The sequence below is a fragment of the Burkholderia sp. ABCPW 14 genome (assembly GCF_001523835.1).
GTDB lineage: Bacteria > Pseudomonadota > Gammaproteobacteria > Burkholderiales > Burkholderiaceae > Burkholderia > Burkholderia mayonis.
In genome coordinates, this window is sequence record NZ_LOVS01000033.1 from 86,257 (window position 1) to 107,892 (window position 21,636).

25 protein-coding genes are annotated in these 21,636 nt (G+C 69.9%); 10 read left to right on the forward strand and 15 right to left on the reverse strand.

Translation table 11 applies throughout. From position 1 onward, the window contains the following. Positions 1 to 35: 35 nt before the first annotated feature. The gene (locus WS62_RS05040; protein WP_066568653.1) at positions 36 to 1,109 is read right to left on the reverse strand and encodes a sensor histidine kinase; all 1,074 of its coding nucleotides are present in this window, start codon (positions 1,107 to 1,109) and stop codon (positions 36 to 38) included. Between the two features lie 128 nt (positions 1,110 to 1,237). After that, positions 1,238 to 1,780, reverse strand: a complete 543-nt coding sequence (locus WS62_RS05045; protein WP_066568516.1) for a hypothetical protein — start codon at positions 1,778 to 1,780, stop codon at positions 1,238 to 1,240. Positions 1,781 to 2,239: 459 nt separating this feature from the next. On the opposite strand from WS62_RS05045, the gene WS62_RS05050 reads away from it, so the two are divergent. Together WS62_RS05050 and WS62_RS35955 are read left to right on the forward strand one after the other, a co-directional pair. Continuing rightward, on the forward strand, positions 2,240 to 2,728 hold the full coding sequence (locus tag WS62_RS05050) for an HrpB1 family type III secretion system apparatus protein (protein ID WP_066568519.1): 489 nt from the start codon (positions 2,240 to 2,242) through the stop codon (positions 2,726 to 2,728). 383 nt (positions 2,729 to 3,111) lie between these two features. Continuing rightward, positions 3,112 to 3,351, forward strand: a complete 240-nt coding sequence (locus tag WS62_RS35955; protein WP_156440871.1) for a hypothetical protein — start codon at positions 3,112 to 3,114, stop codon at positions 3,349 to 3,351. Positions 3,352 to 3,620: 269 nt separating this feature from the next. Here WS62_RS35955 and WS62_RS05060 read toward each other — a convergent pair whose 3' ends face one another. The 13 genes from WS62_RS05060 to sctU all read right to left on the reverse strand — a co-directional run bounded on the left by WS62_RS05060 (position 3,621) and on the right by sctU (position 15,217). Next, positions 3,621 to 4,379: a GNAT family N-acetyltransferase gene (locus WS62_RS05060; protein ID WP_066568656.1), complete on the reverse strand. Its 759-nt coding sequence runs from the start codon at positions 4,377 to 4,379 to the stop codon at positions 3,621 to 3,623. A gap of 68 nt (positions 4,380 to 4,447) precedes the next feature. Further along, positions 4,448 to 5,890 (reverse strand): helix-turn-helix transcriptional regulator, encoded by a 1,443-nt coding sequence (locus WS62_RS05065; RefSeq protein ID WP_066568535.1) that lies wholly within the window; start codon positions 5,888 to 5,890, stop codon positions 4,448 to 4,450. Positions 5,891 to 6,082: 192 nt separating this feature from the next. Further along, positions 6,083 to 6,538 carry a CesT family type III secretion system chaperone gene (locus WS62_RS05070; protein WP_066492744.1) on the reverse strand — a complete coding sequence of 152 codons (456 nt, stop codon included), beginning with the start codon at positions 6,536 to 6,538 and terminating at the stop codon, positions 6,083 to 6,085. Between the two features lie 90 nt (positions 6,539 to 6,628). Continuing rightward, positions 6,629 to 6,805 (reverse strand): hypothetical protein, encoded by a 177-nt coding sequence (locus WS62_RS37280; protein WP_082720707.1) that lies wholly within the window; start codon positions 6,803 to 6,805, stop codon positions 6,629 to 6,631. Between the two features lie 166 nt (positions 6,806 to 6,971). Beyond that, positions 6,972 to 7,223, reverse strand: a complete 252-nt coding sequence (locus WS62_RS05075) for a type III secretion protein (protein ID WP_066568536.1) — start codon at positions 7,221 to 7,223, stop codon at positions 6,972 to 6,974. A gap of 41 nt (positions 7,224 to 7,264) precedes the next feature. After that, positions 7,265 to 8,272, reverse strand: a complete 1,008-nt coding sequence (gene hrpD5, locus WS62_RS05080; RefSeq protein ID WP_066568537.1) for an HrpD5 family protein — start codon at positions 8,270 to 8,272, stop codon at positions 7,265 to 7,267. A 179-nt stretch (positions 8,273 to 8,451) separates the two neighbouring features. Next, positions 8,452 to 9,330 carry a type III secretion system protein gene (locus WS62_RS05085; RefSeq protein ID WP_066568538.1) on the reverse strand — a complete coding sequence of 293 codons (879 nt, stop codon included), beginning with the start codon at positions 9,328 to 9,330 and terminating at the stop codon, positions 8,452 to 8,454. Beyond that, positions 9,327 to 9,590 (reverse strand): type III secretion system export apparatus subunit SctS, encoded by a 264-nt coding sequence (gene sctS / locus WS62_RS05090; RefSeq protein ID WP_066568539.1) that lies wholly within the window; start codon positions 9,588 to 9,590, stop codon positions 9,327 to 9,329. Before sctS ends, WS62_RS05085 begins: the two co-directional genes overlap by 4 nt. Before the next feature lie 40 nt (positions 9,591 to 9,630). Further along, the gene (gene sctR, locus WS62_RS05095) at positions 9,631 to 10,281 is read right to left on the reverse strand and encodes a type III secretion system export apparatus subunit SctR (RefSeq protein WP_066568541.1); all 651 of its coding nucleotides are present in this window, start codon (positions 10,279 to 10,281) and stop codon (positions 9,631 to 9,633) included. Then, positions 10,268 to 11,410, reverse strand: a complete 1,143-nt coding sequence (gene sctQ / locus WS62_RS05100; RefSeq protein WP_066568544.1) for a type III secretion system cytoplasmic ring protein SctQ — start codon at positions 11,408 to 11,410, stop codon at positions 10,268 to 10,270. Before sctQ ends, sctR begins: the two co-directional genes overlap by 14 nt. A gap of 32 nt (positions 11,411 to 11,442) precedes the next feature. After that, positions 11,443 to 12,051, reverse strand: a complete 609-nt coding sequence (gene sctP / locus WS62_RS05105) for a type III secretion system protein SctP (RefSeq protein ID WP_066568551.1) — start codon at positions 12,049 to 12,051, stop codon at positions 11,443 to 11,445. Continuing rightward, complete coding sequence (gene sctV, locus WS62_RS05110; RefSeq protein WP_066568554.1) at positions 12,048 to 14,120, reverse strand: type III secretion system export apparatus subunit SctV; 2,073 nt, start codon at positions 14,118 to 14,120, stop codon at positions 12,048 to 12,050. Before sctV ends, sctP begins: the two co-directional genes overlap by 4 nt. Next, positions 14,117 to 15,217: a type III secretion system export apparatus subunit SctU gene (gene sctU, locus WS62_RS05115; protein ID WP_066568559.1), complete on the reverse strand. Its 1,101-nt coding sequence runs from the start codon at positions 15,215 to 15,217 to the stop codon at positions 14,117 to 14,119. The genes sctV and sctU overlap by 4 nt, the downstream gene beginning before the upstream one ends. Positions 15,218 to 15,453: 236 nt before the next feature. On the opposite strand from sctU, the gene WS62_RS05125 reads away from it, so the two are divergent. From WS62_RS05125 to sctT, 8 genes are read left to right on the forward strand one after another with little or no spacing between them, the layout of a single operon-like run. Next, positions 15,454 to 16,023 (forward strand): HrpB1 family type III secretion system apparatus protein, encoded by a 570-nt coding sequence (locus WS62_RS05125; protein WP_066568562.1) that lies wholly within the window; start codon positions 15,454 to 15,456, stop codon positions 16,021 to 16,023. Between the two features lie 13 nt (positions 16,024 to 16,036). After that, on the forward strand, positions 16,037 to 16,453 hold the full coding sequence (locus WS62_RS05130; RefSeq protein WP_066568564.1) for a type III secretion protein HrpB2: 417 nt from the start codon (positions 16,037 to 16,039) through the stop codon (positions 16,451 to 16,453). Positions 16,454 to 16,455: 2 nt separating this feature from the next. After that, positions 16,456 to 17,313, forward strand: a complete 858-nt coding sequence (gene sctJ / locus WS62_RS05135; protein ID WP_066568567.1) for a type III secretion system inner membrane ring lipoprotein SctJ — start codon at positions 16,456 to 16,458, stop codon at positions 17,311 to 17,313. Continuing rightward, positions 17,310 to 17,996, forward strand: a complete 687-nt coding sequence (locus tag WS62_RS05140) for a type III secretion protein HrpB4 (RefSeq protein WP_066568660.1) — start codon at positions 17,310 to 17,312, stop codon at positions 17,994 to 17,996. The genes sctJ and WS62_RS05140 overlap by 4 nt, the downstream gene beginning before the upstream one ends. Further along, on the forward strand, positions 17,981 to 18,697 hold the full coding sequence (gene sctL, locus WS62_RS05145; RefSeq protein WP_066568569.1) for a type III secretion system stator protein SctL: 717 nt from the start codon (positions 17,981 to 17,983) through the stop codon (positions 18,695 to 18,697). Before WS62_RS05140 ends, sctL begins: the two co-directional genes overlap by 16 nt. Then, complete coding sequence (sctN, locus tag WS62_RS05150; RefSeq protein ID WP_066568572.1) at positions 18,694 to 20,022, forward strand: type III secretion system ATPase SctN; 1,329 nt, start codon at positions 18,694 to 18,696, stop codon at positions 20,020 to 20,022. Before sctL ends, sctN begins: the two co-directional genes overlap by 4 nt. Next, positions 20,019 to 20,537, forward strand: coding sequence for a type III secretion protein HrpB7 (locus WS62_RS05155; RefSeq protein ID WP_066568575.1), 519 nt, complete (start codon positions 20,019 to 20,021; stop codon positions 20,535 to 20,537). The genes sctN and WS62_RS05155 overlap by 4 nt, the downstream gene beginning before the upstream one ends. Continuing rightward, positions 20,534 to 21,604: a type III secretion system export apparatus subunit SctT gene (gene sctT, locus WS62_RS32645; RefSeq protein ID WP_082720709.1), complete on the forward strand. Its 1,071-nt coding sequence runs from the start codon at positions 20,534 to 20,536 to the stop codon at positions 21,602 to 21,604. The genes WS62_RS05155 and sctT overlap by 4 nt, the downstream gene beginning before the upstream one ends. Positions 21,605 to 21,636: the final 32 nt, after the last annotated feature.

The window sequence follows — 21,636 nt, forward strand, 5'->3', positions numbered from 1 at the left end:
AGCGAAAAAATGGCGAAAAGCGCGCGCGCCGCCGCTCAGCCGTCCGGCGCGACGCTCGCGCGCCAGCGCGCGATGCCTTCCGGCACCGACGGTGCGCCGCCGACCGGCACGAGCATCGGCAGACGCAACACGAACGATGTGCCGACGCCGCGATTCGATTCGGCGTGCAGCGTGCCCGCATGCGCGGCGACCACCTGTGACGCGAGCTGCAGCCCGAGGCCGAAGCCCATCGAGCCGCGCTTCGCGAGCGGCGCGAAATCCGTCATCCGCCCGTCCGGCGTGAGCCCCGGCAGGCCGCCCGCCCAATCGCGGATCGTGACTTCCGCGTGCGCGTCGCGCACGTGCATCCGGATCTCGACGCGCGCGCCCTGACGCGATGCCTGCACCGCATTGTCGATCAGATTCTGCAACGCGCGGGCGACAAACACGCGTGCGCCGCGCAACCACAGCGGCGCGGCGTCGTCGAGCCATAGCTGCAACGCGACGCCGCGATAGACAGCGCCCACTTCGAGCTTCGGCACGAGCTCGCCCAGCATCTTGCGCAGGTCGAAGCGCACGAAGTGGCGCTGCCGGAGATCGTCCGCCGCCGAAGCAACGAGATAGTCCTGGCCGAGCAGCAGCGCGTGCCGCGCGAGCTGCGCGATCCGCTCGAGGCCGCCGCACGCGGCGAACGCATCGGAGTCGGCGTCGTGCAGCTGAGTCAGCGCGAGAATCGAATTCTGCGGAGACCGCAGATCGTGCGCAAGAAAGCGCAGCGACGCGACGCGCTCGTCGAGCGCGCGGCGCAGCGGCGTGACCTCGGCAACCGTGACCGTCGCCGCGATCGCCGGATCGCACTCGACCAGCCGCAGCGTGAGCCACAGGATCGCGTCGTCGGTTTCGAATTCGAGTCCCTGTTCGAGCACCTCGAAGAGTGCGGCCGTATCGGCGCCCGCCGCGTCGCCGAGCACGGTTCGCAGCGGCAATCCGGCGGACAGCGTGCAGCCGAACAGTGCGTGCGCACGCGCGGTGGCCGCGACGATCGCGCCGTCGCGGTCGAGCGCGAGCGTGCCCGACGCCTGCTGGTCCTGCATCACCTGGAAGATTCGGGCATCGGCTCCGTGCGGCACGCTCAAGTTCGACTCCGGCGGACGCTGGGCTCCGCGAATGATTGGACGGACCGCGACGCGGCGGCGCGAGCGCGCAGTGTGTACCGATTCGAAAGCGCTTGTCCAGTGCCGCCGCGCCGCCCGCGCGGTCAGAAGTCGGCCTTCTGGTCCAGATCGCCCACGCTCACCGTCACTTCGTCGGACGTGAACTCCATGTTGCCGCCCGCGCCGCGCTTGCCGACGTTCGCGTTCATGAACGGATTGCCGCCCGTCTCGAGGCGCTCGAGCTCCTTCGTCGCACCGGCGTTCAGCGTGACCTTGCCGTTCTTGTCGACGACGCCGACCGAGTTGTTGCTGCCGTTGTACAGGTTGCCCTGCGAGTCTTCCTTCAGATGCAGCGCCTCGCCGCCCGCCTTCGTGTTCAGCTTCACGTCGTGCAGGCCCTGGCCCGGCTTGTCGGCCGGCGGCGCGGTCACGTTGTTCGTCGTGCCGTCGTGGCCCGTCGGCGTGTTGTTGCCCGGATCGCCGCCGACGTTCGTGTCGTCGCCGCCGCCCGAATCGTCCTGCATCAGCAGGTCTTCGATTTCGTGGAGCAGTTCCTCGATCTTCTGATCGCGGCTGCTCGACGACGTCGACGGGCGCTGGTACTGCGTCGGATTGAGAGTCTGCGACGAAATGTTGTTAACGCTCATGATCGTCTCGCTATGAATGTGAATCCAATGAAGGAAAGGGAAAAGAACGCGCACGGCCGTCCTGTGCCTGCGGTTCGTCGACAAGCTTAGACAGCGCGCCCGCGCGCGCCGCGAGCCGCGCGAAGCGGCGTCGCGGCGGCCGAATCGATCGGGCGCGCATCGCACCTCGTCATTGCATCTCGTCATTGCATCTCGTCATTGCACCTCGTCATCGCACCTCGTTATCGCACCTCGTTATCGCACCTCGTTATCGCACCTCGTTATCGCACCTCGTCATCGCACCTCGTTATCGCACCTCGTTATCGCACCTCGTCATCGCACCTCGTCATCGCACCTCGTCATCGCGCGACACGCCGCGCTTCGTCACGCGCAACGGCGCTTCGCGTGCGCCGTCCGCTCACGCGCGCGCGACGGCGATCATCGTCGACGGATCATTTCTTCTCATCGCATCGCACCAACATGGCGATCAACCCGTGCAACAAGGCCGCGTTGCGCGCACTGCTCTCGGTCTTCTCGGCCGGGCTGCGCGCGAGCGCGCACGCGGACCTCGACGAACTGCTGCTCGCGCTGCGCGTGATGCAGCCTCGCAGCGCCGCGGTCGACCTGTGCGACGTTCGGCTGCGCATCGGCCGGCGCGACTGGATCGGCGCGCTGCACATCCTGCGCACGCTCGAGGAGCAGGAGCGCGGCACGCCGCTGTGCGCGGCGCTGCAGAGCTGGTGTCTGTATGCGCTGCACGACGACGACTGGCGGCGCTATGCGCAGACCGTGCTGCTGTCGGGCGATCAGGCGTCGACGGTGCTCGTCGGCCGGTTCCTGAAAGTGAGCGCGTTCGCGACGGGCGGCGTCGGCTGCCACGACGACGACGTCGCCGCGCGCATCGCGCAGCTGCTGCGGCTCGATCGCTATCAGTGGGCGCGGCACGCGCATGCAAGCGGGATTGCTTGAGGGCTTGGATTCGGTTCGCGTGGTTTTCGGGGGCGCTTGGCTCTCGGAGCTTGGTGCTCGGAGCTCGGAGCTCGGAGCTCGGAGCTCGGAGCTCGGAGCTCGGAGCTCGGAGCTCGAAGCTCGGAGCTTGGTGCTCGGAGCTTGGCTCTTGGAGCTTGGTGCTTGGTGCTTGGTGCTTGGTGCTTGGTGCTTGGTGCTTGGTGCTTGGTGCTTGGTGCTTGGTGCTTGGTGCTTGGTGCTTGGTGCTTGGTGCTTGGTGCTTGCTTAGTGCTTGGTGCTCGACTCTTGGTCTGCGATGCGCAGTGTGCAGTTCGTGGCTGCGATCGCGATCAGGCGCATCGCAGCAAGCCGGGCCGCACGGGCTTGGCGATGCGCGCCGCAACATGCCGTCAGTCAATGCTCGACGCGTTGCGCGAATGCGCGTGCCGGCACTGCGGATCGGCACGACGTCCGGCTCCATGCCGCGCAGTCGCGGCGCGATCGCTATTCCCTCGCATGTGACTTGGCTCGAACGGCATCAAGATGCCCTGACCCGCGTCGAGAATCCGGTGCTCGACGAACTGTTCGACCGCAAGCACCGATCGTTCGAATATCGTCACCCCTCGGCCCTTGCCGCGACGTAGAATTCGATGAAACGCTCACGCGGGCCGGCGCGACGGCACTCGAACGCGGAGAAACCGTAACGGCTCGGATGCGAAGAACACGACACCGAAGCCTCGTGAGGTGTCGCGTCAGCACCATGCCACGGTGAATTCGCGACAGTCGAAATCGTCGTCACGCGCGATCCCTTCCGCGCCGACAGACCGGCCGCAATGGAAATCGGCATGCTCCCCGAACCGACGAGCCGACGAGCCGACGAACCGACGAACCGATTCGTCCGCCGGCCCGCCGTTCACGCCGCTCGCCGCGACGACGCTCGCTCGCCGCCAGCCTCCACGACTTCGCCCAACGCCCGCGACGCCTTCGTGATCGCGAACAGATAGCTGTCGCCCGCGCTCATCCCGCGATTCGGACGCGCCTCGTAATTCCGCACCGCCCCCTCGCAGACGAAGCCCAAGCGCGGCATGAACGGCGCGGCCTTGCCCGTCACCGAGCAGAACGCCTCGATCCGGTACACGCCCGGCTGCGCGATCAGCCAGCCGAGGATCTTGCGCAGCATCTCCGACCACGCGCGCGTCCTCACGCGCCCCGGCGCGAAGCTCGTCAGGAGTCCGATCTCGACGCGCGGCGGACAGCCGTGCATCTCGAGCGTGCCGATCAGGCAGCCGTCCCGCTTCTCGAACAATCCCCAACTGAAGAACGTGCCGCTGCGCCAGCCGTCGGCGAGACGGCGGATGCTCGCGCGCGATTCGTCGACGCTGCGATGCATCGGCCACGGCAAATCGAGCGTCGTCACGGGATCGCCGAACAGCGCGTCGAAGGCTTCGTGTGCATCGTCGTCGACGAGCGGGCGCATGCGCAGACGTTCGGTTTCGATCAGCTCGGGCGGACGGAAGGCGTTCATCGGCGACTCCGGTTCAAGGAAAAGACACGCCAATTGTCGGGCGTCGACGCGCGGCCGCGCCGGGCGCGTGCGAAGGCGTGGCGGCGTGCGCGAACCGCGATCGCTCCTGTATCGCGCCCGCGACGTTCGCGGGCAATCGCGTCGCATCGCGTCGCATCGCGTCGCACCGCGACCGGCCGCGACGCGCACGTCGACGTACAGTGCCGCCACACAACTCACCGATCGAACGTCTGCGAAGGCGCTTCGTCGAACATCCGCCGATAGCCGTTCACGAGCGTCGAGCGATGCTGGATGCCCCAGCGGCTCGCGATCTCCAGCACGCTCGTCGCGCGCGGCGCGTCGGACAGCAGTTCGCCGCGAATCCGCTCCATCCGCTGCCTGCGGATCAGCTCGCTCGGCGACAGCCCGAGATACGTCTTGAACGCCGCCTGCAATGCGCGCTCGGTCACGTCGATATGCGCGGCGATTTCGCGCACCGACAGGTCGCGCTGGTCGAGCCGCTCCATCAGATAGCGATATGCGCGCCGGTACTTGCCGGGCAGCCGCGCGCTGACGTCGTCGCTCGGCGCGGCGGCGTGCGTGCCGCAGCGCGCGATCGCGAGCGCCGGCGCGAGCGCCGCGCCGTCGGATCGCACATGCCGCACCGACGCCAGCGCATAGCGCGCATACAACGACGACGATTCGCGAATCCGCCCCTGCTGCTCGCGCACCTTCGCCGCGCAATACAGATAATCGAGCGTCCAGCGCACGTGCGAGCCGCAGCGCCCGGCCGCGTCGCGATACGGCGCGATCATCGTGTCCGCGACGTTCGGCGCCTGGCCGGCGAGCGCGGCGAGCGCGATTTCGAGGCGCACGCTGCGCTGATAGTCGACGAGGCCCGCCTTCGCGCACCAGCTCACGTGCGCGTCGATCCGCGCGAGCGCCGCGTGGTCGCCCGCGGCGAGCGCGCGCACCTGACGCATGTAGTCGACACGCATCCGCAGCAGCGGCATCGCTTCGGCGTCGGCGTCGGCCGTCGACGCGCGCGTTTCCGCGAACGCCGAAAGCGGCAGATCGGCGAGCGCCGAGCGCCAATACACGTGATCGTCGAGCGCGTCGGCGCGGCCGATCTGGTATTGCAGCAGCAAATCCGCACGCAGTGCGCCCGCGAGCTGCCGCCAGCGCGGATCGGCGTCGCGAGCGGCCGCGTCGAGCATATCGAGCGTCGCCATCGCATCTTCGGCGCGGCCGAGATGGTGCATGACGACGCACGCGCCGACGAGGCTCTCGAGCCTCTGCTCGGCGCCTGCCGCGCGATCGTCGGCGATCCGCTGGAATCCGGCCTGCGCGATGCCGAAGCGGTTCTGGAAGAACGCCTGCCAGCTCGCGTTGCGGCAGGTCATCACGCGCGTCTGGTCGCGCGATTCGCGCAGCAGCTTCTGCGCGCGGCGGAACGTGTCCTCGGCTTCTTCGAAGCGGCCGAGCACGAGCTGGATGTCCGCATAGGCGTGGACATCGCGCATGTCGGCGGCCGCGCCGCCCGGCTCGGCGTCGCAGCGCGCGGCGACGAGCGCGGCTGCTTCGCCGAAGCGGCCATCGAGCGCGCGTGCGGCGTAGCCGGGGTTGGACGACGGATTGGCGAGCGCGGCGGCGGCGGCGAAATACAGTGTCGAAAACATGGCGGGTCCTCTCGGCGGGCGGTTTCGAATACGAAGTGTCCAGGCTCGATCCGCGCGCCCGGCGCCGCCGCTCGTCGCGGGGCGCAGCGCGTGGATGCGTGCCGCTATCGTCTCGCCCGGGCCGAATCCGCGCAGCAGTTTGTGACGTTCCGTTACGATTGGCGGGCGTCGCCATCCGCGCGCCGCGCGCCGCTACACCCGCAGCCAGAAATATTCGCCGGACGCGATCCCGCTGAACATCTCGTCGCCGGACTCGATGATGTTCTGCCGCCAGTAGCGGCCGTGCTCCGCGTAGTGCGCGAACAGATCGGCGACCGTCTCGCCCGTCACGTCCGGCGTGAGCGGCAGCCGCATCAGCAGCACGATGCTGCCCGTGTCCGCGTCGATCCCGAGCTGCGCCTGGTCCTGCGCGTAGATCAGCAGGTTCGCCTCGAGCAGCAGCCGGTACACCGCGAGCGTGCGGCCCGCGCTGATGATCCCGTAATGGAAGTTCACGTACATCGACTCCGGATCTTCGTCGAAGTACTCGATGCGCACGTCGAAGCCCTCGACGTCGATCGTGCGCGTCTCGAGCACGTAATCGACGTCCGGCAGGTCGACGACCGCGCAGACCTCCGCGACGACCTGTGCATAACGTTCCCAACTCATGACAGTTCCACCCCGGTATCCGGCGTCCCCAAAGAAAACAGCCGGCGCTCGCGCGCCGGCCGCCCAACACGATGCCGAACGGCAGCCGGCTTACTGCGCCGGCTTCGAGCCTTCCGCCACCATCTTCGTTACCGTCTTCTTCAGGTCGTTTTCGGCTTTCTGCGTTTCCGTCAGCATACTCAGCTTGGTCGTTGCCTTCGAAAACGCGATGCCCTCCATCGTGTCCTTGGTCATGCCGCCCAGCATTGAACCGAGAATTGCTCCCATGATTGCTCTCCAGAAAGTGCGTGATTCGTTCACGCGGTGACAAAGATCCGGCGCGCCGCTTCGTGTCGCGGCTCGCCGCTTTTATGCCGCGCGGCGTGCGGCTTCGTCGGGCACGGCTCGCGCCATGCCTTCAGCCGCCGCACGCCGCGCGGCGAAACCGTGGCCGTCAGGCGGCCGCCGCGTTCGCGTCGTGCAGCGTCGCGACGATCCGCTGCGCCGCGAGCAGCCCGCGATAGATCTTCTGCATCGCATCGCGGTCGTAGTCGCTCGCCGCCTGCACGGTGGCCGCGCTCACCCGCTCGGCCGTCTCGCCGAGCGCCTGGCGGATCGCGCCGATCCGCACGGCCGCGTCGGGCGCCGCGAGCGCCTGCTCGATCGGTCCGAATTCGCCCGCCGCCCGTTCCAATGCTTCGTACATGCCGCTTCTCCCGTCAGTTGAGTCTCGTCAGTTGAGTCTCGTCAGTTGAGGTCCGGCGCGCCGTCCGCCGATGCACCGGCAAATACGTGCTTCACGCCGTCCGGCGTCTCGATGTAGCGCACGTCGCCGATCTCGAGCATCCCCGAGTACGCGACGGGCACCGGCGCGTCGCCGGACTGGCGCGCATCGACTTCGATCGCGCGCACGTTCGGCCCGACGTCCGCGCGCACGCGCTCGACCGCCTTGCGCAGCTGCGCGAGGTCCGGCACGACGCCCGACACGCGAAAGCGCCCCTGCCCCGCATACGCGAGCGTCGCGCCCGATGTCCCCGATGCGCCGAGCGACTCGCCGATGCTCTGCGCATCGTCCTGCGCGACGTCGTACTGGCGTTCGGCGCGGCGCGCCGCGAGCCGGTCGAGCAGCTTGCGCACGGCGAGGTCGTCGGCCGGCGTCGCGACCATCCCTGTGACGGCGACCATCGCGCCGCGCGGCGCCGCGTGCAGCTCCGCGTGGCCCGCGCGCTTCAGCTCCGCGCCGACGCGCGTCGCGAGCGCATCGACGGTCTCGATCGCGGGCGGCGCGCTCGGATGCGCGCTCGCCAGCATCGCGCCCATCGCGAGCAGGCCGGCGACGAGCGCGCCGCCTGCCGCCGCGCATGCCGCGAGCTTGCGCTGCGCGCCGCGCCTTGCCGCATCGGCGCCGGGCGGCGGCGCCCACAGCGTCGCGAGCAATTCGAGATCGCCCGGCCACTCGCCATCCGCCGGCCCGACGCAGAGCGCCGTCTCGCCGAACGGCACCGGCACGAAGTCGAGCATCAGGAGCGGCGAGCCGTCCGCGTCGAACGGATCGGCGGCCGTCCCGGACGGCACGGGGGCCGCGCGCCGCGCGCGCGTCACGCCCTGCGCATCGATCGACAGCAGCAGATCGCCGTCGCGCCAGTCGGTGATGCGAATCTCCGTGTCCTCGCCCGCGCCGATCCGGTGCTCGCCGGCGTCGAGCGCGATTTCCGCGCCGGCGTGCAAGCCGGTCAGGATTCGCAACAGCTTCATGAGTCGCTCCTTGCGTCGAGTGCTTCATTGCTTCGATCGAATCGATCGGGTTCGATGCGCCGCTTCGATCGCGCTGCATCGTTCATCCATGCCGCCAGAATAGTTCGATGCAGCGTCGCGGTTCGTTCGTCGTGCGAAATCGCCGCCGCGTTTGCGAAGCGCCGCGCGCATCGCGCCGCTCACGAACGCGACCGCTCGCCGATCGACGCGCCGCCGCGCAGCGTCCCGACGCTGGCAACCGCGCGCGCGAGCTGCACGCTCGTCGACGGACGCTCCGCGTTGAATACGAGCAGCGGCAGCAACAGGTAATGCGTGCTTGCGCGTTCGCTGCGCGCGGCCGCCGCGTCGCGCGGCGCGCCGCCGATGCTCCGCATCGCATCGAGCAGCAGTGGCTTCACGCCGTCCCAGCCGATCGGCATCCACGGCCCGGTGCGCAGGCGCGCGGCGAGCAGGTCCGCGTTGTGATTCAGCAGCGCCGCCGTGATCCGCGCGCCCGGCTCGGCGTCGAGACGTCGGCCGAGCCGCACCAGCGTGTCGGCCCACAGATGCCTCAGCGCATGCTCGCGCTCCGCCGCGTCCGCGAGGGTGCGGGCGATGTCGGTCAGCGCGCGCTGAGCGGGCGCGGGTGTCGGCCGTGCGCGCGCCGCGCGCACGCGCGGCAGCGCGGATACGCTCGCGGATTCGTCGTCGCGCTCGTCCTCGTCGCGCTGCTGCCGCCCGCCGCCCTGGCCGCCCGAATGCCGTTCGCGCTCTTCATGCGGCACGACGTGCGCGTGCTGCACCGACGATTCGTCGCCCGCGTCGAACGCGTCCGTCTGTCTGTCCGCGCGGCGACGCCGGCGCGTCGACGCCGCCCCCGCCTTCGGGCGCGGCTTCAGCTTGGCCAGCATCTGGTTGCGCACGGCGATCGCATTCGCCTGATAGCCGTTCGAATACGCGAAGCGCGTGCCGTACTTGCCGTAGGTCGTCGCGGTGCGCGCGCGCACCGGCCGGCGACGCCGCATATCGGGCTTCGCCGCGTGAACGGCCTGCGCGATCGCACGTGTGATGCGGCTCATGACGGCACCGCCGCGGATATCAGCTGCTGCGCGAAATGCAGGATCTCGGCGGCCGCCCACGGTCCGGCGATCGCGACGGTCACCGTCACCGCGATGAGCTTCACGCCGTACGAGATGCTCTGTTCCTGCAGCGACGTGATTGCCTGCAGGAACGAAATCGCGAGCCCGGACACGGCCGCGACAAGCACGACGGGCAGCGAGATATACAGACACAGCATCATGCCTTGCGACGTGAGCCGGATCAGGTCGTCGATTTCCATCGGGCGAGCCTCCTCGAAATCGGTAATCGGTAATCGGTAATCAGGAATAGGTCAGCACGAGGCCGTGCACGAGCGTCGACCAGCCGTCCATCACGACGAACAGCATCAGCTTGAAAGGAATCGCGACGTTGGTCGGCTGCACCTGGTTCATCCCCATCGACATCAGCACGTTCGCGATCACGAGATCGACGACGATGAATGCGATGTAGAGCACGAAGCCGATCCGGAACGCGTCGGTCATCTGCGCAAGCGTGAACGCGGGCGCGAGGACGATCAGGTCGTCGTCGCGAAGCTGTGCGGCCGCCGCCTTCGGCCAGATCACCGACGCGGAGCGCAGGAAGAACCGCTTCTCGCGCTCGCGCGAGTGCGCGGCGAGGAACTGGCGGAACGGCTCCTTCGCCGCGCCGAACGCCTGCAGCATCGCCTGCGTCGGCTGCGGCGACAGCGCCTGGCCCTGGAGCTGCTGCTGCGCGGCGAAGCCGATCGGCGCCATGATGTACAGCGACACGAGGATCGCGATGCCGTTCAGCACCATGTTCGGCGGCACCTGCTGCACGCCGAGCGCGTTGCGCAGCAGGCCGAGCACGACGACGATCTTCGCGTACGACGTGACCACCATCGCGATGAACGGCACCATGCTCATCACGAGCACGGCGATCAGAAGGCCGGTGATGTCGTTAAACTGAACCATCGTCGCCCGCCATCCGGTTGATCCGCACGCCGAGATGCGCGCCCACCGCGACGAGCTCGCCGCCGCCGATCGTCTGCCCGTACGCGACGAGCCGCACCGGCACGTCGCGCGCGGCGAGCGGCAGCTCGAGCACGTAGCCGGGCCGCAGCGCGGCCAGCTCGGCGATCGACAGCGACAGCGTGTCGATCTCGACATGCACGGGCAGCTCCACGTCGCCGAGATCGGCGGCTTCGGGCGCGGCGGCCGGCGCGCCGTCGTCCTGCGCGGCGGCCGGCAGGTCGTCGGGCGCGATCGGCTCGTCGAGATCGTCGGCGGTGTCTGGCGTTTCGGTCATCGTCATCGTGGTTCCCTCGATCAGCACTTTTGCGTGCCATTGCGTCGTGCGGCGCGCGCCCCACCATGCGTGCAGCGGGCCCGCCTGTGCGCCGCCGAGCGAGGCCGGCGCCGCGCCGAGCAGCACGTCGCCCGGCCGCAGGCTGCGCAGCACCGCGAGCGGCAGCATGCGCGTGCCGAGCCGCACGCGGCCCGGCAGTCGGACGCGCGCAAGCGCGCTCGCCGCTTCATGCAGCCGCTCGCCGCGCAACCGCGCCGTCAGCGCGTCGAGCCACGGCGTTTGCGCGTCGAGCAGCGCACAGCGCATCGGCGCGCCGTCGAGCGCGAACGACAGCACGCAGCGCATCGCGTCGAGCGCCGCCGGATGCGCGGCGCGCAGCCCGGCGACCGTCACGTCGCCGAGCCCCGCCGCCGCGAATGCGGCGACGAGCGGCGCGAGCAGCGTCGACGCGAGCGCCGTGCGCAGCGACACGCTCGCGTCGCCGCGCGCATCGAGCGCCGGCACCGCGACGACGTCGAGCGCCGGGAACGCCGCGAGATCGATCGCGACGCGCGCGGCCGCGCCGGCAAGCCGCAGATCGAGCACGCCCGGCCGCTCGAAGCGCGGCCGCTCGCCCGTCGTCGCGCGCCAGTCCGACAGCGTCGGAAAGCGCGCGAGCCACGCGCCGAGCCGCGCATCGGCGAGGAGGCGCGCGAGCGCCGCGTCGAACGCGCCGCACGCGGGCAGCGGCAGCGCGGCATCGATGCCGGGCGGCTCGGCGGTATCGGGTTCGAATTCGATCAGCTCGGTGTCCATCGTCGCGGTCGGTCGGTTCGGTTGCGTCGCGCTCAGCCGACGTCGATCTCGATTGCGCGCGGCGCGCCGTAATGCGCGAGCAGCGTGTCGAGTCGCGCGTGCAGCGTCGCGCCATGTGTACAGAGTAAGTGCCGCGTCGCCGCATCGGGCGTGTCGAACCGAAGCCGCAGGTCGAAACGCGAAAGAACGAGATGCAGCACGGTGTCGGGCAGCAGCGCGGCGTCGAGCGGCAGGCTGATTTCCCACTGGCTCGACGCATCGTCGCCGCACAGCGCGGCGATCTCGGTCGCGAGCGCCTCGGCGACGCGCACCATCCGCTCGCGCTGCGCGAATACCTGATTGACGAACGCATCGGAGCCCGCGCGTGCACGCGCCATCGCTTCACGCCCGGCCGCGTCCGGCAGCGCGGCCGGATCGCGCGCGTACGACGGCGTCGCGTCGTCGCGCCACGGCGATCGCGCGTCGCATCGCCCTTCGTCGTCGGCCGATGCGCGCTCGACGGCAGGCGCGACGCGCGAACGCCGCATCAACTGCGCGTAGTCGAACCCGCGCCGCGCGCCGCGCATCGCGGACGCGCCGCCCGGCTCGACGGCGGGCTCGCCGGCGATGATCCGCACGGGCCGCAGATCGGCGGCGCTCATGCGCGAGCCGCCGTCGGCATCGACACGCGGCCGACCGGCTGCAATTCGACCTGGTCGCCCAGCTCCTGATACGAATAGACGGGCAGCCAGCCGAGCCGCGCCTCGAGCATCCGCCGCGTATAGCGGCGCACGTCCATCGACGTGACGAGCACGACGTCGTCGCGCGCCGTCTCGCCGACGAACGACGCGATGCTGTCGACGAGATAGCGCACCTGCTCGGGCGGCAGCGCGAGGAAATTGCCCGCGGGCGTCTGCTTGATCGACTGCCGGATGTGCTGCTCGACCGGCAGATCGAGCAGCACGGCCGGCAACTGCCGCGCGCCGCGCGCCGCGCGATACGCGAGATAGCGCGACAGGTCCCCGCGCACGTATTCGGCGAGCATCAGCATGTCCTTTTCCTTCGGCCCCCATGCAATCAGGCTTTCCATGATGTCGCGCGCGTTGCGGATCGGGATGTGCTCTTCGAGCAGGCGGCGCAGCACGTCGGCGATCCGCTGCGTCGGCAGCGCCTTCTGCACTTCGGCCACGAGCCCCGGATAATCCGTGCCGAGCTGGTCGAGAATCCATTGGGTTTCCTGAATGCCGAGGAACAGATGCGCGTTGCGTCTCAACAGCGCGATCGTCTCGTGCGCGATCACCTGCTCGGCGCGCCACGCGCGCGCGCCGGCCGGCGCCGATTTGTCGTCGATCCAGTAGCTCTCGGCCAAGCCGCCCGCCGGCCCGCGCTTCGTGCAGCGGCCGGCGAGCGCCGGGTCCGACGCCGCATCGGGCAGCATCGTCTGGTCGGCCGGCAGTTCGAGCCGCGACTGCGGCACGTCGCGCATCAGGATCTCGCAGGTCGATTCGGGCAGCGTCGCGCTCGTCCACAGCGTGATGCCCGGAAACGGCAGCCCCTGCTCTTCCTGCAATTTCGCGCGCTCTTCGTCGAACGCCTGATCGAGCGCCGCGGGCGCGAGCCGCGCGACGAGATCCGGCGACACGCGCACGCCGATCGCGCACGTGAAGAGCGGCGCGCGCGGCAGGATCGACGGCGTGCTGCTCTTCGCGCCGGCGCGCTGCAGCGCGATCACCGGCTCGCCGCGCGCGCTCGAGCGGTGCGCGCCCTTTTGCAGCCGGTAGCCGGCGAACGCGAGGATCGCCGACAGCAGCACGAACAGCGCCGCCGGAAAACCCGGCACCGCCGCGAAGCCGATCAGCAGAACCGACGCGAAATACAGCGCGCGGTAGCTGCCGCCCAATTGCTTCGCGATCTCGGCGCCGAGCGACGTGCCGTCGCCTTCGTCGTGATCGTCGGCGACGCGCGTGATCATCACGCCCGCCGCGACCGAGATCAGCAGCGATGGAATCTGCGACACCATCGCGTCGCCGACCGACAGGATCGAGAAGCGGTTCGCCGCCTCGCCCGCCGTCATCCCGTGGTACATCACGCCGATCGCGATGCCCGCGACGATGTTGACGAGCGTGATGATGAGCCCCGCGATCGCGTCGCCCTTGACGAATTTCATCGCACCGTCCATCCCGCCGTGCAGTTGGCTCTCCTTCGCGAGCGTCGCGCGCTTGCGGCGCGCTTCGTCGGGCGTCAGGATGTTCGCGCGCAGGTCCGCGTCGATGCTCATCTGCTTGCCGGGCATCGCGTCGAGCGTGAAGCGCGCGCCGACCTCGGCGACGCGCTCCGAGCCCTTCGCGATCACGATGAACTGCACGGTCGTGATGATCAGGAAGACGACAAGACCGACGACGAGATTGCCGCCGACGACAAGCTCGCCGAAGCTCTCGATGATGTCGCCCGCGTTCGCGTGCAGGAGAATCGACTTCGTCGACGCGATGTTCAGCGACAGCCGGTACAGCGTCGTGAACAGCAGCACCGAAGGAAACACCGACAGCGACACGATGCTGCCGACGTACATCGTCACCATCAGCAGCGTGACGCTGATCGCGATGTTCACGCCGAGCAGCACGTCGATCACTTCGGGCGGCAGCGGCAGGATCATCAGCGACACGATCGCGACGACCAGCGCCGTGATGCCGACCTCGCCGCCGGCCGGAAGTTTGAGGGTTTTCAGCATCATGTCGACCTCGCGGATGGGGCAACGGCAGCAACGGCATCGGCGGCGCCGGCGCGCGCGCCCGCGACCGCCTCGACCCAGCGCAGGATCGCGGCCACCGTTTCGAACAGTTCTTCGGGAATCGCGGCGTCGCGCTCGACGCGGTACAGCGCGCGCGCGACGGGCGGATTGCCGACGATCGGCACGCCGAGCGCGTGCGCATGGCGGCGCAGCGCGAGCGCGCCGTCGTCGATCGCCTTCTCGATCACGCGCGGCAGCGGATGCTCGTCGGGCGCGTAGCGGATCGCGACCGCATAGTGCGTCGGATTGACGACGAGCACGTTCGCCTGCCCGGCCTTCTGCCGCGGCGCCGCGCTCGTCGCGATCTCGCGCGCGAGCCGGCGGCGCTCGCCTTTCGTGTGCGGATCGCCTTCGCTCTCCTTGTGCTCGCGCTTGGTCTCCTCCTTCGTCATCCGGTTCTCCCGGATGAACATCACGCGCGCGATCTTGTAGTCGGCCGCCGCGAACACCGTGACGACGAGCACGACGACGCCGAGCAGCTTCATGAGCACGGTCCACAGCACGCGCGAGAGCTGCGGCGTCGCTTCGTACACGCTCGCGACGACGAGCGGAAACAGCGACGTCATCATCTTCCACATCACGCACGCCAGCACGACCGCCTTGACGATCATCTTCACGAGCTCGAGCAGCGACTTCAGCGAAAAGATCCGCTTGATGCCCGCCATCGGATTGATCGCGCCGAACTTCGGCATCACCGGTTCGAGCGTGACGAGAAAGCCCGCCTGCGGCGCCTGCGACACGATGCCCGCGACGATCGCGCCGGCGACGAACGGCAGCAGCATCAGCGCGGCGCTCGCGGCGAGGTCGTGCAGCGCGGCGAGCGCCGCCTGCGGCGTGCGCTCGCCGTGCACGAAATCGAGCGCGGTGCGCATCACGCGCGACAGGCCGCCGCCCAGCATCGATTCGCCGGCCGTCAGCACGCCGATCGCCGCCGCGAGCGTCATCGCGTCCGCGATGTCCTTGCTCTTGGCGACCTGCCCCTTCTCGCGCACCTTCTTCAGCTTCTTCTCGGAAGGCTCTTCCGTTTTCTCTTCGGCCATGGCCGCCGTTCCTGTCGAGAGTCGGACACGACGCGTACGTTAGCGGCGCGCCGCGCCGCGCGCGCGCACCGGCCCGAAGCCGCGCCGCCCGATGCGAAGCGCGCGCGACGCTTCGCACCGGGCGCGCGCGCTTCGCATCGGCGGCCGCCCGGCCGCGCCGCGCTGCTACCTTGCGCTCCATACGCTGTTCCCCTCAACGACATGCGCCGCGGACGCGGCGACACGGAGCGCACACCATGGACGAATCCCGGCCGACCTATCTGCGATGCAGCCAAGCGGCGCTGAACGAACTGATCGATGCCGCCAGCCTCGCGCTCGGCGGCGCGCTCGGCGGCCCGGCCGCCGATCCGTACGACATCGGCCTGCTGATCGACGCGCTGCGCGTTCTCGCGCCGCAATTGCCCGCCGCCGACATGTTCGACGGCATGCTTCAGGTCGCGCTCGGCAACTGGGACGACGCGGTGCGCGTGTTCGCGGAGATCGCGAACGGCACGACGAACGCGATCTACGGCAAGGCGCTGCTCGCGTTCGCGCTGCAGTTGAAGCGCGATCCGCAATGGCGGATCGCCGCCGACGAAGTGCTCGCGGCGGGCAGCCCCGCGCAGGCAGTCGCGCTCGTGCGCGCGCTCGAGCGGCAGCACGACGTCATGCTCGCGAAGGAACGCGCGGAGCGCACCGGCGTATGGGAGCTGCCCGAGTCGGTCGCGGCGGCGAGCGGCGAAACCGCCGACGCGCCGCCCGTGAATCCGGCGAGCAGCTTCGATCCGCAGGCCGAGTTCGCGCACCAGCAATATCTGCGTCTTTGACGAGGAGATCGGCATGAACGCCCCGCTTTCTCCGATCGACCTGACCCGCGCGCTCGACGTCGCGTTCTCCGATGCGGCCGCCGCGCCGACCGGTGCGACGGCCGCGTCGATCCCCGACGTGCCCGCCGAAGTCGCCAACCGCTTCCAGGCGCTGATGTCGAACGCCGTGCCGACGCCGCCCGTCGCGCACGCGCAGGACACCAGTTCGATCGCGAAGCTCGTCGAAACGTCGGATGCCGCGATCAAGCAGGTGCTCGACAACGCCGCCTACCTGAGCCAGCATGCAGACGCGCTGACGATGAACCAGATGTTCGCCGCATCGATACAGGCGTCGACCGAGGCGACCGCGATGCAGATCGACCTGCAGGCGAAGATGAGCGTCGTCACGTCGACGAAGGACGCGATCGGTTCACTGATGAAGAACCAGTGATCATGAAACGAATCCGTCTCCCGATCTCCGCCGCCGCGTGCGGCCGCCGCGCGGCCCGGCTCTGCGCGCTGCTCGCGTGCGCGGCGCTCGTCGCCGGCTGCCAGCAGGAGCTGTACGGCGGCCTCGCCGAGCGCGACTGCAACGAGATGATGGCCGCGCTGCTGCAAAACGGCGTCGACGCGCAGAAGAGGACGCCCGACGGCGGCAAGACCTGGACGCTCGCCGTCGACGACAAGCAGATCGTCAGGGCGATGGAAGTGCTGCGCGCGCGCGGCCTGCCCGCGACGCGCTACGACGACCTCGGCGCGCTGTTCAAGAAGGACGGCCTCGTGTCGACGCCGACCGAAGAGCGCGTGCGCTTCATCTACGGCGTGTCGCAGGAGCTGTCGGACACGCTGTCGAAGATCGACGGCGTCGTCGTCGCGCGCGTGCACATCGTGCTGCCGAACAACGATCCGCTCGCGCAGGTCGCGAAGCCTTCGTCGGCGTCGGTGTTCATCAAGTACCGGCCGAACGCGAACCTCGCGACGCTCACGCCGCAGATCAAGAACCTCGTCGTCCATAGCGTCGAAGGGCTGACGTACGACGAAGTGAGCGTCACGTCGGTCGCGGCCGATCCGATCGACCTCGTGTCGGCCGGCCAGCCGCCCGCGCGAAAGTCCGGCGGCGCGGCGCTCATCGGCGTGCTGATCGCCGTCATCGTCTGCATCGCGCTCGCGGCCGTGGGCGGCGCGCTGTGGTGGCGCGCGCGCAAGAACGGTGGTGCCGGCGCGGGCGGCCTCGCGTCACGGCTGCGCGGCGGCGGCGGCGACGCGAAGGCCGCGGCCGCGGCCGCGCCCCGGCAGGCCGGCGCGCGATGAACGGCGGCGGCGCGTCCGTCGCGAGCGTCGCGGCGCGGGCCGCGTGGCTCGCCGGCTACGACGCGAACGTGCGGCGCGCGGCCGACTGGGTCCACGCGAGCTGGCACGGCGCGCTCGCGCCGCTCGTCGCGACGATGCGCGATCGCGCGCCCGCGCTGCGCGCGCCGTGCTCGCTGCTGCTGTTGCGCACGCTTGGGGCGGCGTCGCCGTCGCTCGACGGCTTCGATGCGCCCGCGGACCGCCTCGCCGCGCTGCCCGTCGCCGACGCGTTGCGGCTGCTGCGCCTGCGCGCGCTGCTGTTCCGGCGCACCGAGCTGCGCCACTGGATCGACCGCGCGAGCCGCGAGCGGCTCATCGGCTGGGTGGGCGCCGACGGCTATCGCGCGCTCGCCGCGCTGCCCGACGCGCCCCGCTCGCGCGACCTCGATCGCCGCGAGCCGCTCGCGCCGCTCGCGCCGCTCGCGCAACTGTCCGGCGACGGTCTCGCATGGGAAGGCTGGCGCCTGTTCGAGCGCGAGCGGGTCTGGTCGGCGGCCGGCCCGATGTGCATCGTGCGTCTCGCGCTGCCGCGCGACACCGTGCGCCCGCCATGGATCGAACGCGCGACGGCGGGCGCGGACGGCGCGATGCTGCTCGCGCGCCTGCCGTCGCTGTTTCCGGAGTGGTCATGGCTTTTTGGCTGAAGAACCGACAGATTCCGCTCGCCGACGATCTCTGCATCGACACGCCGCACGGCGTGCTGCGCCGCGACGCGTTCGAGACGGTCGAGATGCTCGACGCCGCGCTCGACGCACTCGCCGAAGCACGCGACGCCGTGTTGCGCGCGGCCCGCGACGACGCCGAACGGATCGCCGCCGACGCGCGCGCGCAAGCCGACGCGCTCGTCGAAGCCGCGCGGCGCGAGCACGACAGCGCGTACGCGCGCGGCTACGGCGCGGGCCGCGCGCAAGCGATTGCCGACTGGCACGCGCAGGCGGCCGATTCGTTCGAGCAGGAGCGGCGCGTGCGCGATCGCATGCGCGAACGGCTCGCGGAGCTCGTCGCGGCGGCCGTCCAGCAGATGGTGCGCGCCGAGGATGCGCGCGGGCTGTTCGCGCGCGCGGCGGAAACGGTCGAGCGCGTCGTCGCCGGCGCGAGCTACCTGACGGTGCGCGTGTGCGACGCCGATTACGAAGCCGCGCGCGAGCAGTTCGGGGCGCTCGCCGACGCATGGCGCCGGCAAGGGCGCAACGTGCCGGTCGATGTCGTCGTCGAGCCGCGCGTCGCGCCCGGCACCTGCGTGTGCGAGTCGGATTTCGGCACCGTTGACGCGAGCCTCGACACGCAACTGAACGCGATCCGCGCGGCGCTCGCCCGCGCGCTCGACGACGCGGGGCGCTCATGAACGCGCTGACCGACCTGTCCCGCGTCGCCGACGCGATGGCCGCGCGGCTCGCGATCGAGCCCGCCGTCGGCATGACGGGCAAGGTGCTCGAAGTGATCGGCACGCTCGTGCGCGTCGTCGGCCTCGAAGCGACGCTCGGCGAGCTGTGCGAGCTGCGCAGCGCATCGGGCGCGCTGCTCCAGCATGCGGAAGTCGTCGGCTTCACGCGCAACGTCGCGCTGCTGTCGCCGTTCGGCACGCTCGGCGAAATCAATCGCGGCACCCGCGTGATCGGCTTGCGGCGGCCGCTGTCGGTCAAGGTCGGCGACGGCATTCTCGGACGCGTGATCGACAGCTTCGGAGAACCGATCGACGGACGCGGCCCGCTCGACTATGACGCGCTGCGCCCCGTGCTCGCGCCGCCGCCGAACCCGATGTCGCGGCGCATGGTCGACGCGTCGCTCGCGACCGGCGTGCGCATCGTCGACGGCCTGATCACGCTCGGCGAAGGCCAGCGGGTGGGGATCTTCGCGCCCGCCGGCGTCGGCAAGAGCACGCTGCTCGGGATGTTCGCGCGCGGCGCGTCATGCGACATCAACGTGATCGCGCTGATCGGCGAGCGCGGCCGCGAGGTGCGCGAGTTCGTCGAGCTGATCATGGGCGAGGACGGGATGGCGCGCTCCGTCGTCGTGTGCGCGACGTCCGACCGCTCGTCGATCGAGCGCGCGAAGGCCGCGTATGCGGCGACCGCGATCGCCGAGTATTTCCGCGACCAGGGCAAGCGCGTGCTGCTGATGATGGATTCGCTGACGCGCTTCGCGCGCGCCGGCCGCGAAATCGGCCTCGCGGCCGGCGAGCCGCCCGCGCGGCGCGGCTTTCCGCCGTCCGTGTTCGCCGAGCTGCCGCGCCTGCTCGAGCGCACCGGCATGGGCGAGCAAGGCTCGATCACCGCGCTCTACACGGTGCTCGCCGAGGACGATTCCGGCAGCGATCCGATCGCCGAGGAAGTGCGCGGCATTCTCGACGGCCACATCATCCTGTCGCGCGAGATCGCCGCGCGCAACCAGTATCCGGCGATCGACGTGCTCGGCAGCCTGTCGCGGATCATGCCGCAGGTCGCGACGCGCGAGCACATCGGCGCGGCCGGCCGGCTGCGCCAACTGCTCGCGAAGCACCGCGAGATCGAGACGCTGCTGCAACTCGGCGAATACCAGGCGGGCAGCGATCCGGCGGCCGACGAGGCGGTCGCGAAGATCGACCGGATTCGCACGTTCCTCAATCAGCGCACCGACGAGTATTCGCCGCCCGACGCGACGCTCGCCGCGCTGCACGCACTCGTCCAATGAAGCCTCGAAAGCAACGCGCGTTCGAGACGCTGCTCGCGCGCCGCGAGCAGCGCGGCGCGAAGCTGCGCGCCGAACAGACCGCGCAGCGCGCCGAGCGCGACGCGGCGGCCACGGAACTGGCGGAGGGCGAAGCGCACGCGCGGGCGAAGCTCGACGCGGCGAACCGCTATGCGGCGCGCGTCGACGCGATGGCGGCCGGCCGCGCGCCGTTCGCGATCGCCGACTACGCGGCCTGCCGCCGCTATCGCGACGCGCTGCTCGACGCGCATGCGCTCGCCGACGCGCAGTGCGTGCGCTTGCGCGCCGCGCTGCAGACGAAGCTCGACCAGCTCGCCACGACCGCGCGCCGGATCGCCCGCAACGACGCGCAGATCGACGTCGTGCGCGAGCGTGTCCGGCGGCTCGCGCGCGCGGCCGACGCAGCCGCGGAAGACGTGCAGGACGAGGAGATCGAAGAAGGCGTGCTCGCGCACCGGCTCGCCGCCGCGCGAGCATCGACCGAGGCATGCGAATGACGACCTACGACATCTTTGCGCTGCAACACCTGGGCGACGAATTCATCGGCTTCATCACCCTGCTCGCGCTGTCGAGCGAGCGGCTGCTCGTGATCATGACGATCCTGCCCGCGACCGCCGACAACGTGCTGAAAGGCACGCTGCGCAACGGCGCGGCCGCGGTCTGGTGCCTGTTCGTCGCGTGCGGCCAGCAGGCGCTGATTCCGCAGCTGCGCGGCGCGTTCCTGGTGATCGTCTGCACGAAGGAAGCCGTGATCGGACTCGTGCTCGGCATTGCCGCGTCGACCGTGTTCTGGGCCGCCGAAGCGATCGGCACCTACGTCGACGACGTCGCCGGCTTCAATAACGTGCAGATGCAGAACCCGAGCACGGGCGCGCAGACCTCGCTGATGGGCACGTTGTTCGGGCAACTGACGATTGCGTCGTTCTGGATGCTGGGCGGCATGATGTTCCTGCTCGGCGCACTGTACGAATCGTATGCGTGGTGGCCGCTCGGGTCGTTCGATCCGGTTCCCGCGCCGCTTCTCGAAATGTTCGCGCAAGCGCGCCTCGACATGCTGATGAACATGATCGCGCGAATCGCGACGCCGATGATGGTGATGGTGCTCCTGATCGACCTGTGCCTCGCGTTCGTCACGCGATCGGCGCAGAAGCTCGATCTGATGTCGATCAGCCAGCCGCTCAAAGGGGCGATCGCGGTGCTGATCGTCGCGGTGCTCGCGGGCAGCTTCGTCACCGAGGTGCGCGGGCAGATCTCGCTTGCCGGGCTCGCGCAGCAGGTCAGGCAGCTTGCGCAATGGTCGTCGCGCGACGCGCGGTCGGGTGCTTCGGGTGCTTCGGGTGCTTCGGGGGCTTCGGGGGCTTCGGGGGCTTCGGGGGCTTCGGGGGCTTCGGGGGCTTCAGCGGCTTCAGCGACTTCAGGAACTTCAGGAACTTCAGGAACTTCAGGAACTTCAGGAACTTCAGGAACTTCAGGAACTTCAGGAACTTCAGGAACTTCAGGAACTTCAGGAACTTCAGGAACTTCAGGAACTTCAGGAACTTCACGGACTTCAGGCATCTTCTGACGCCCCCAGCGTAACGTCCGTTCGCCGACTCC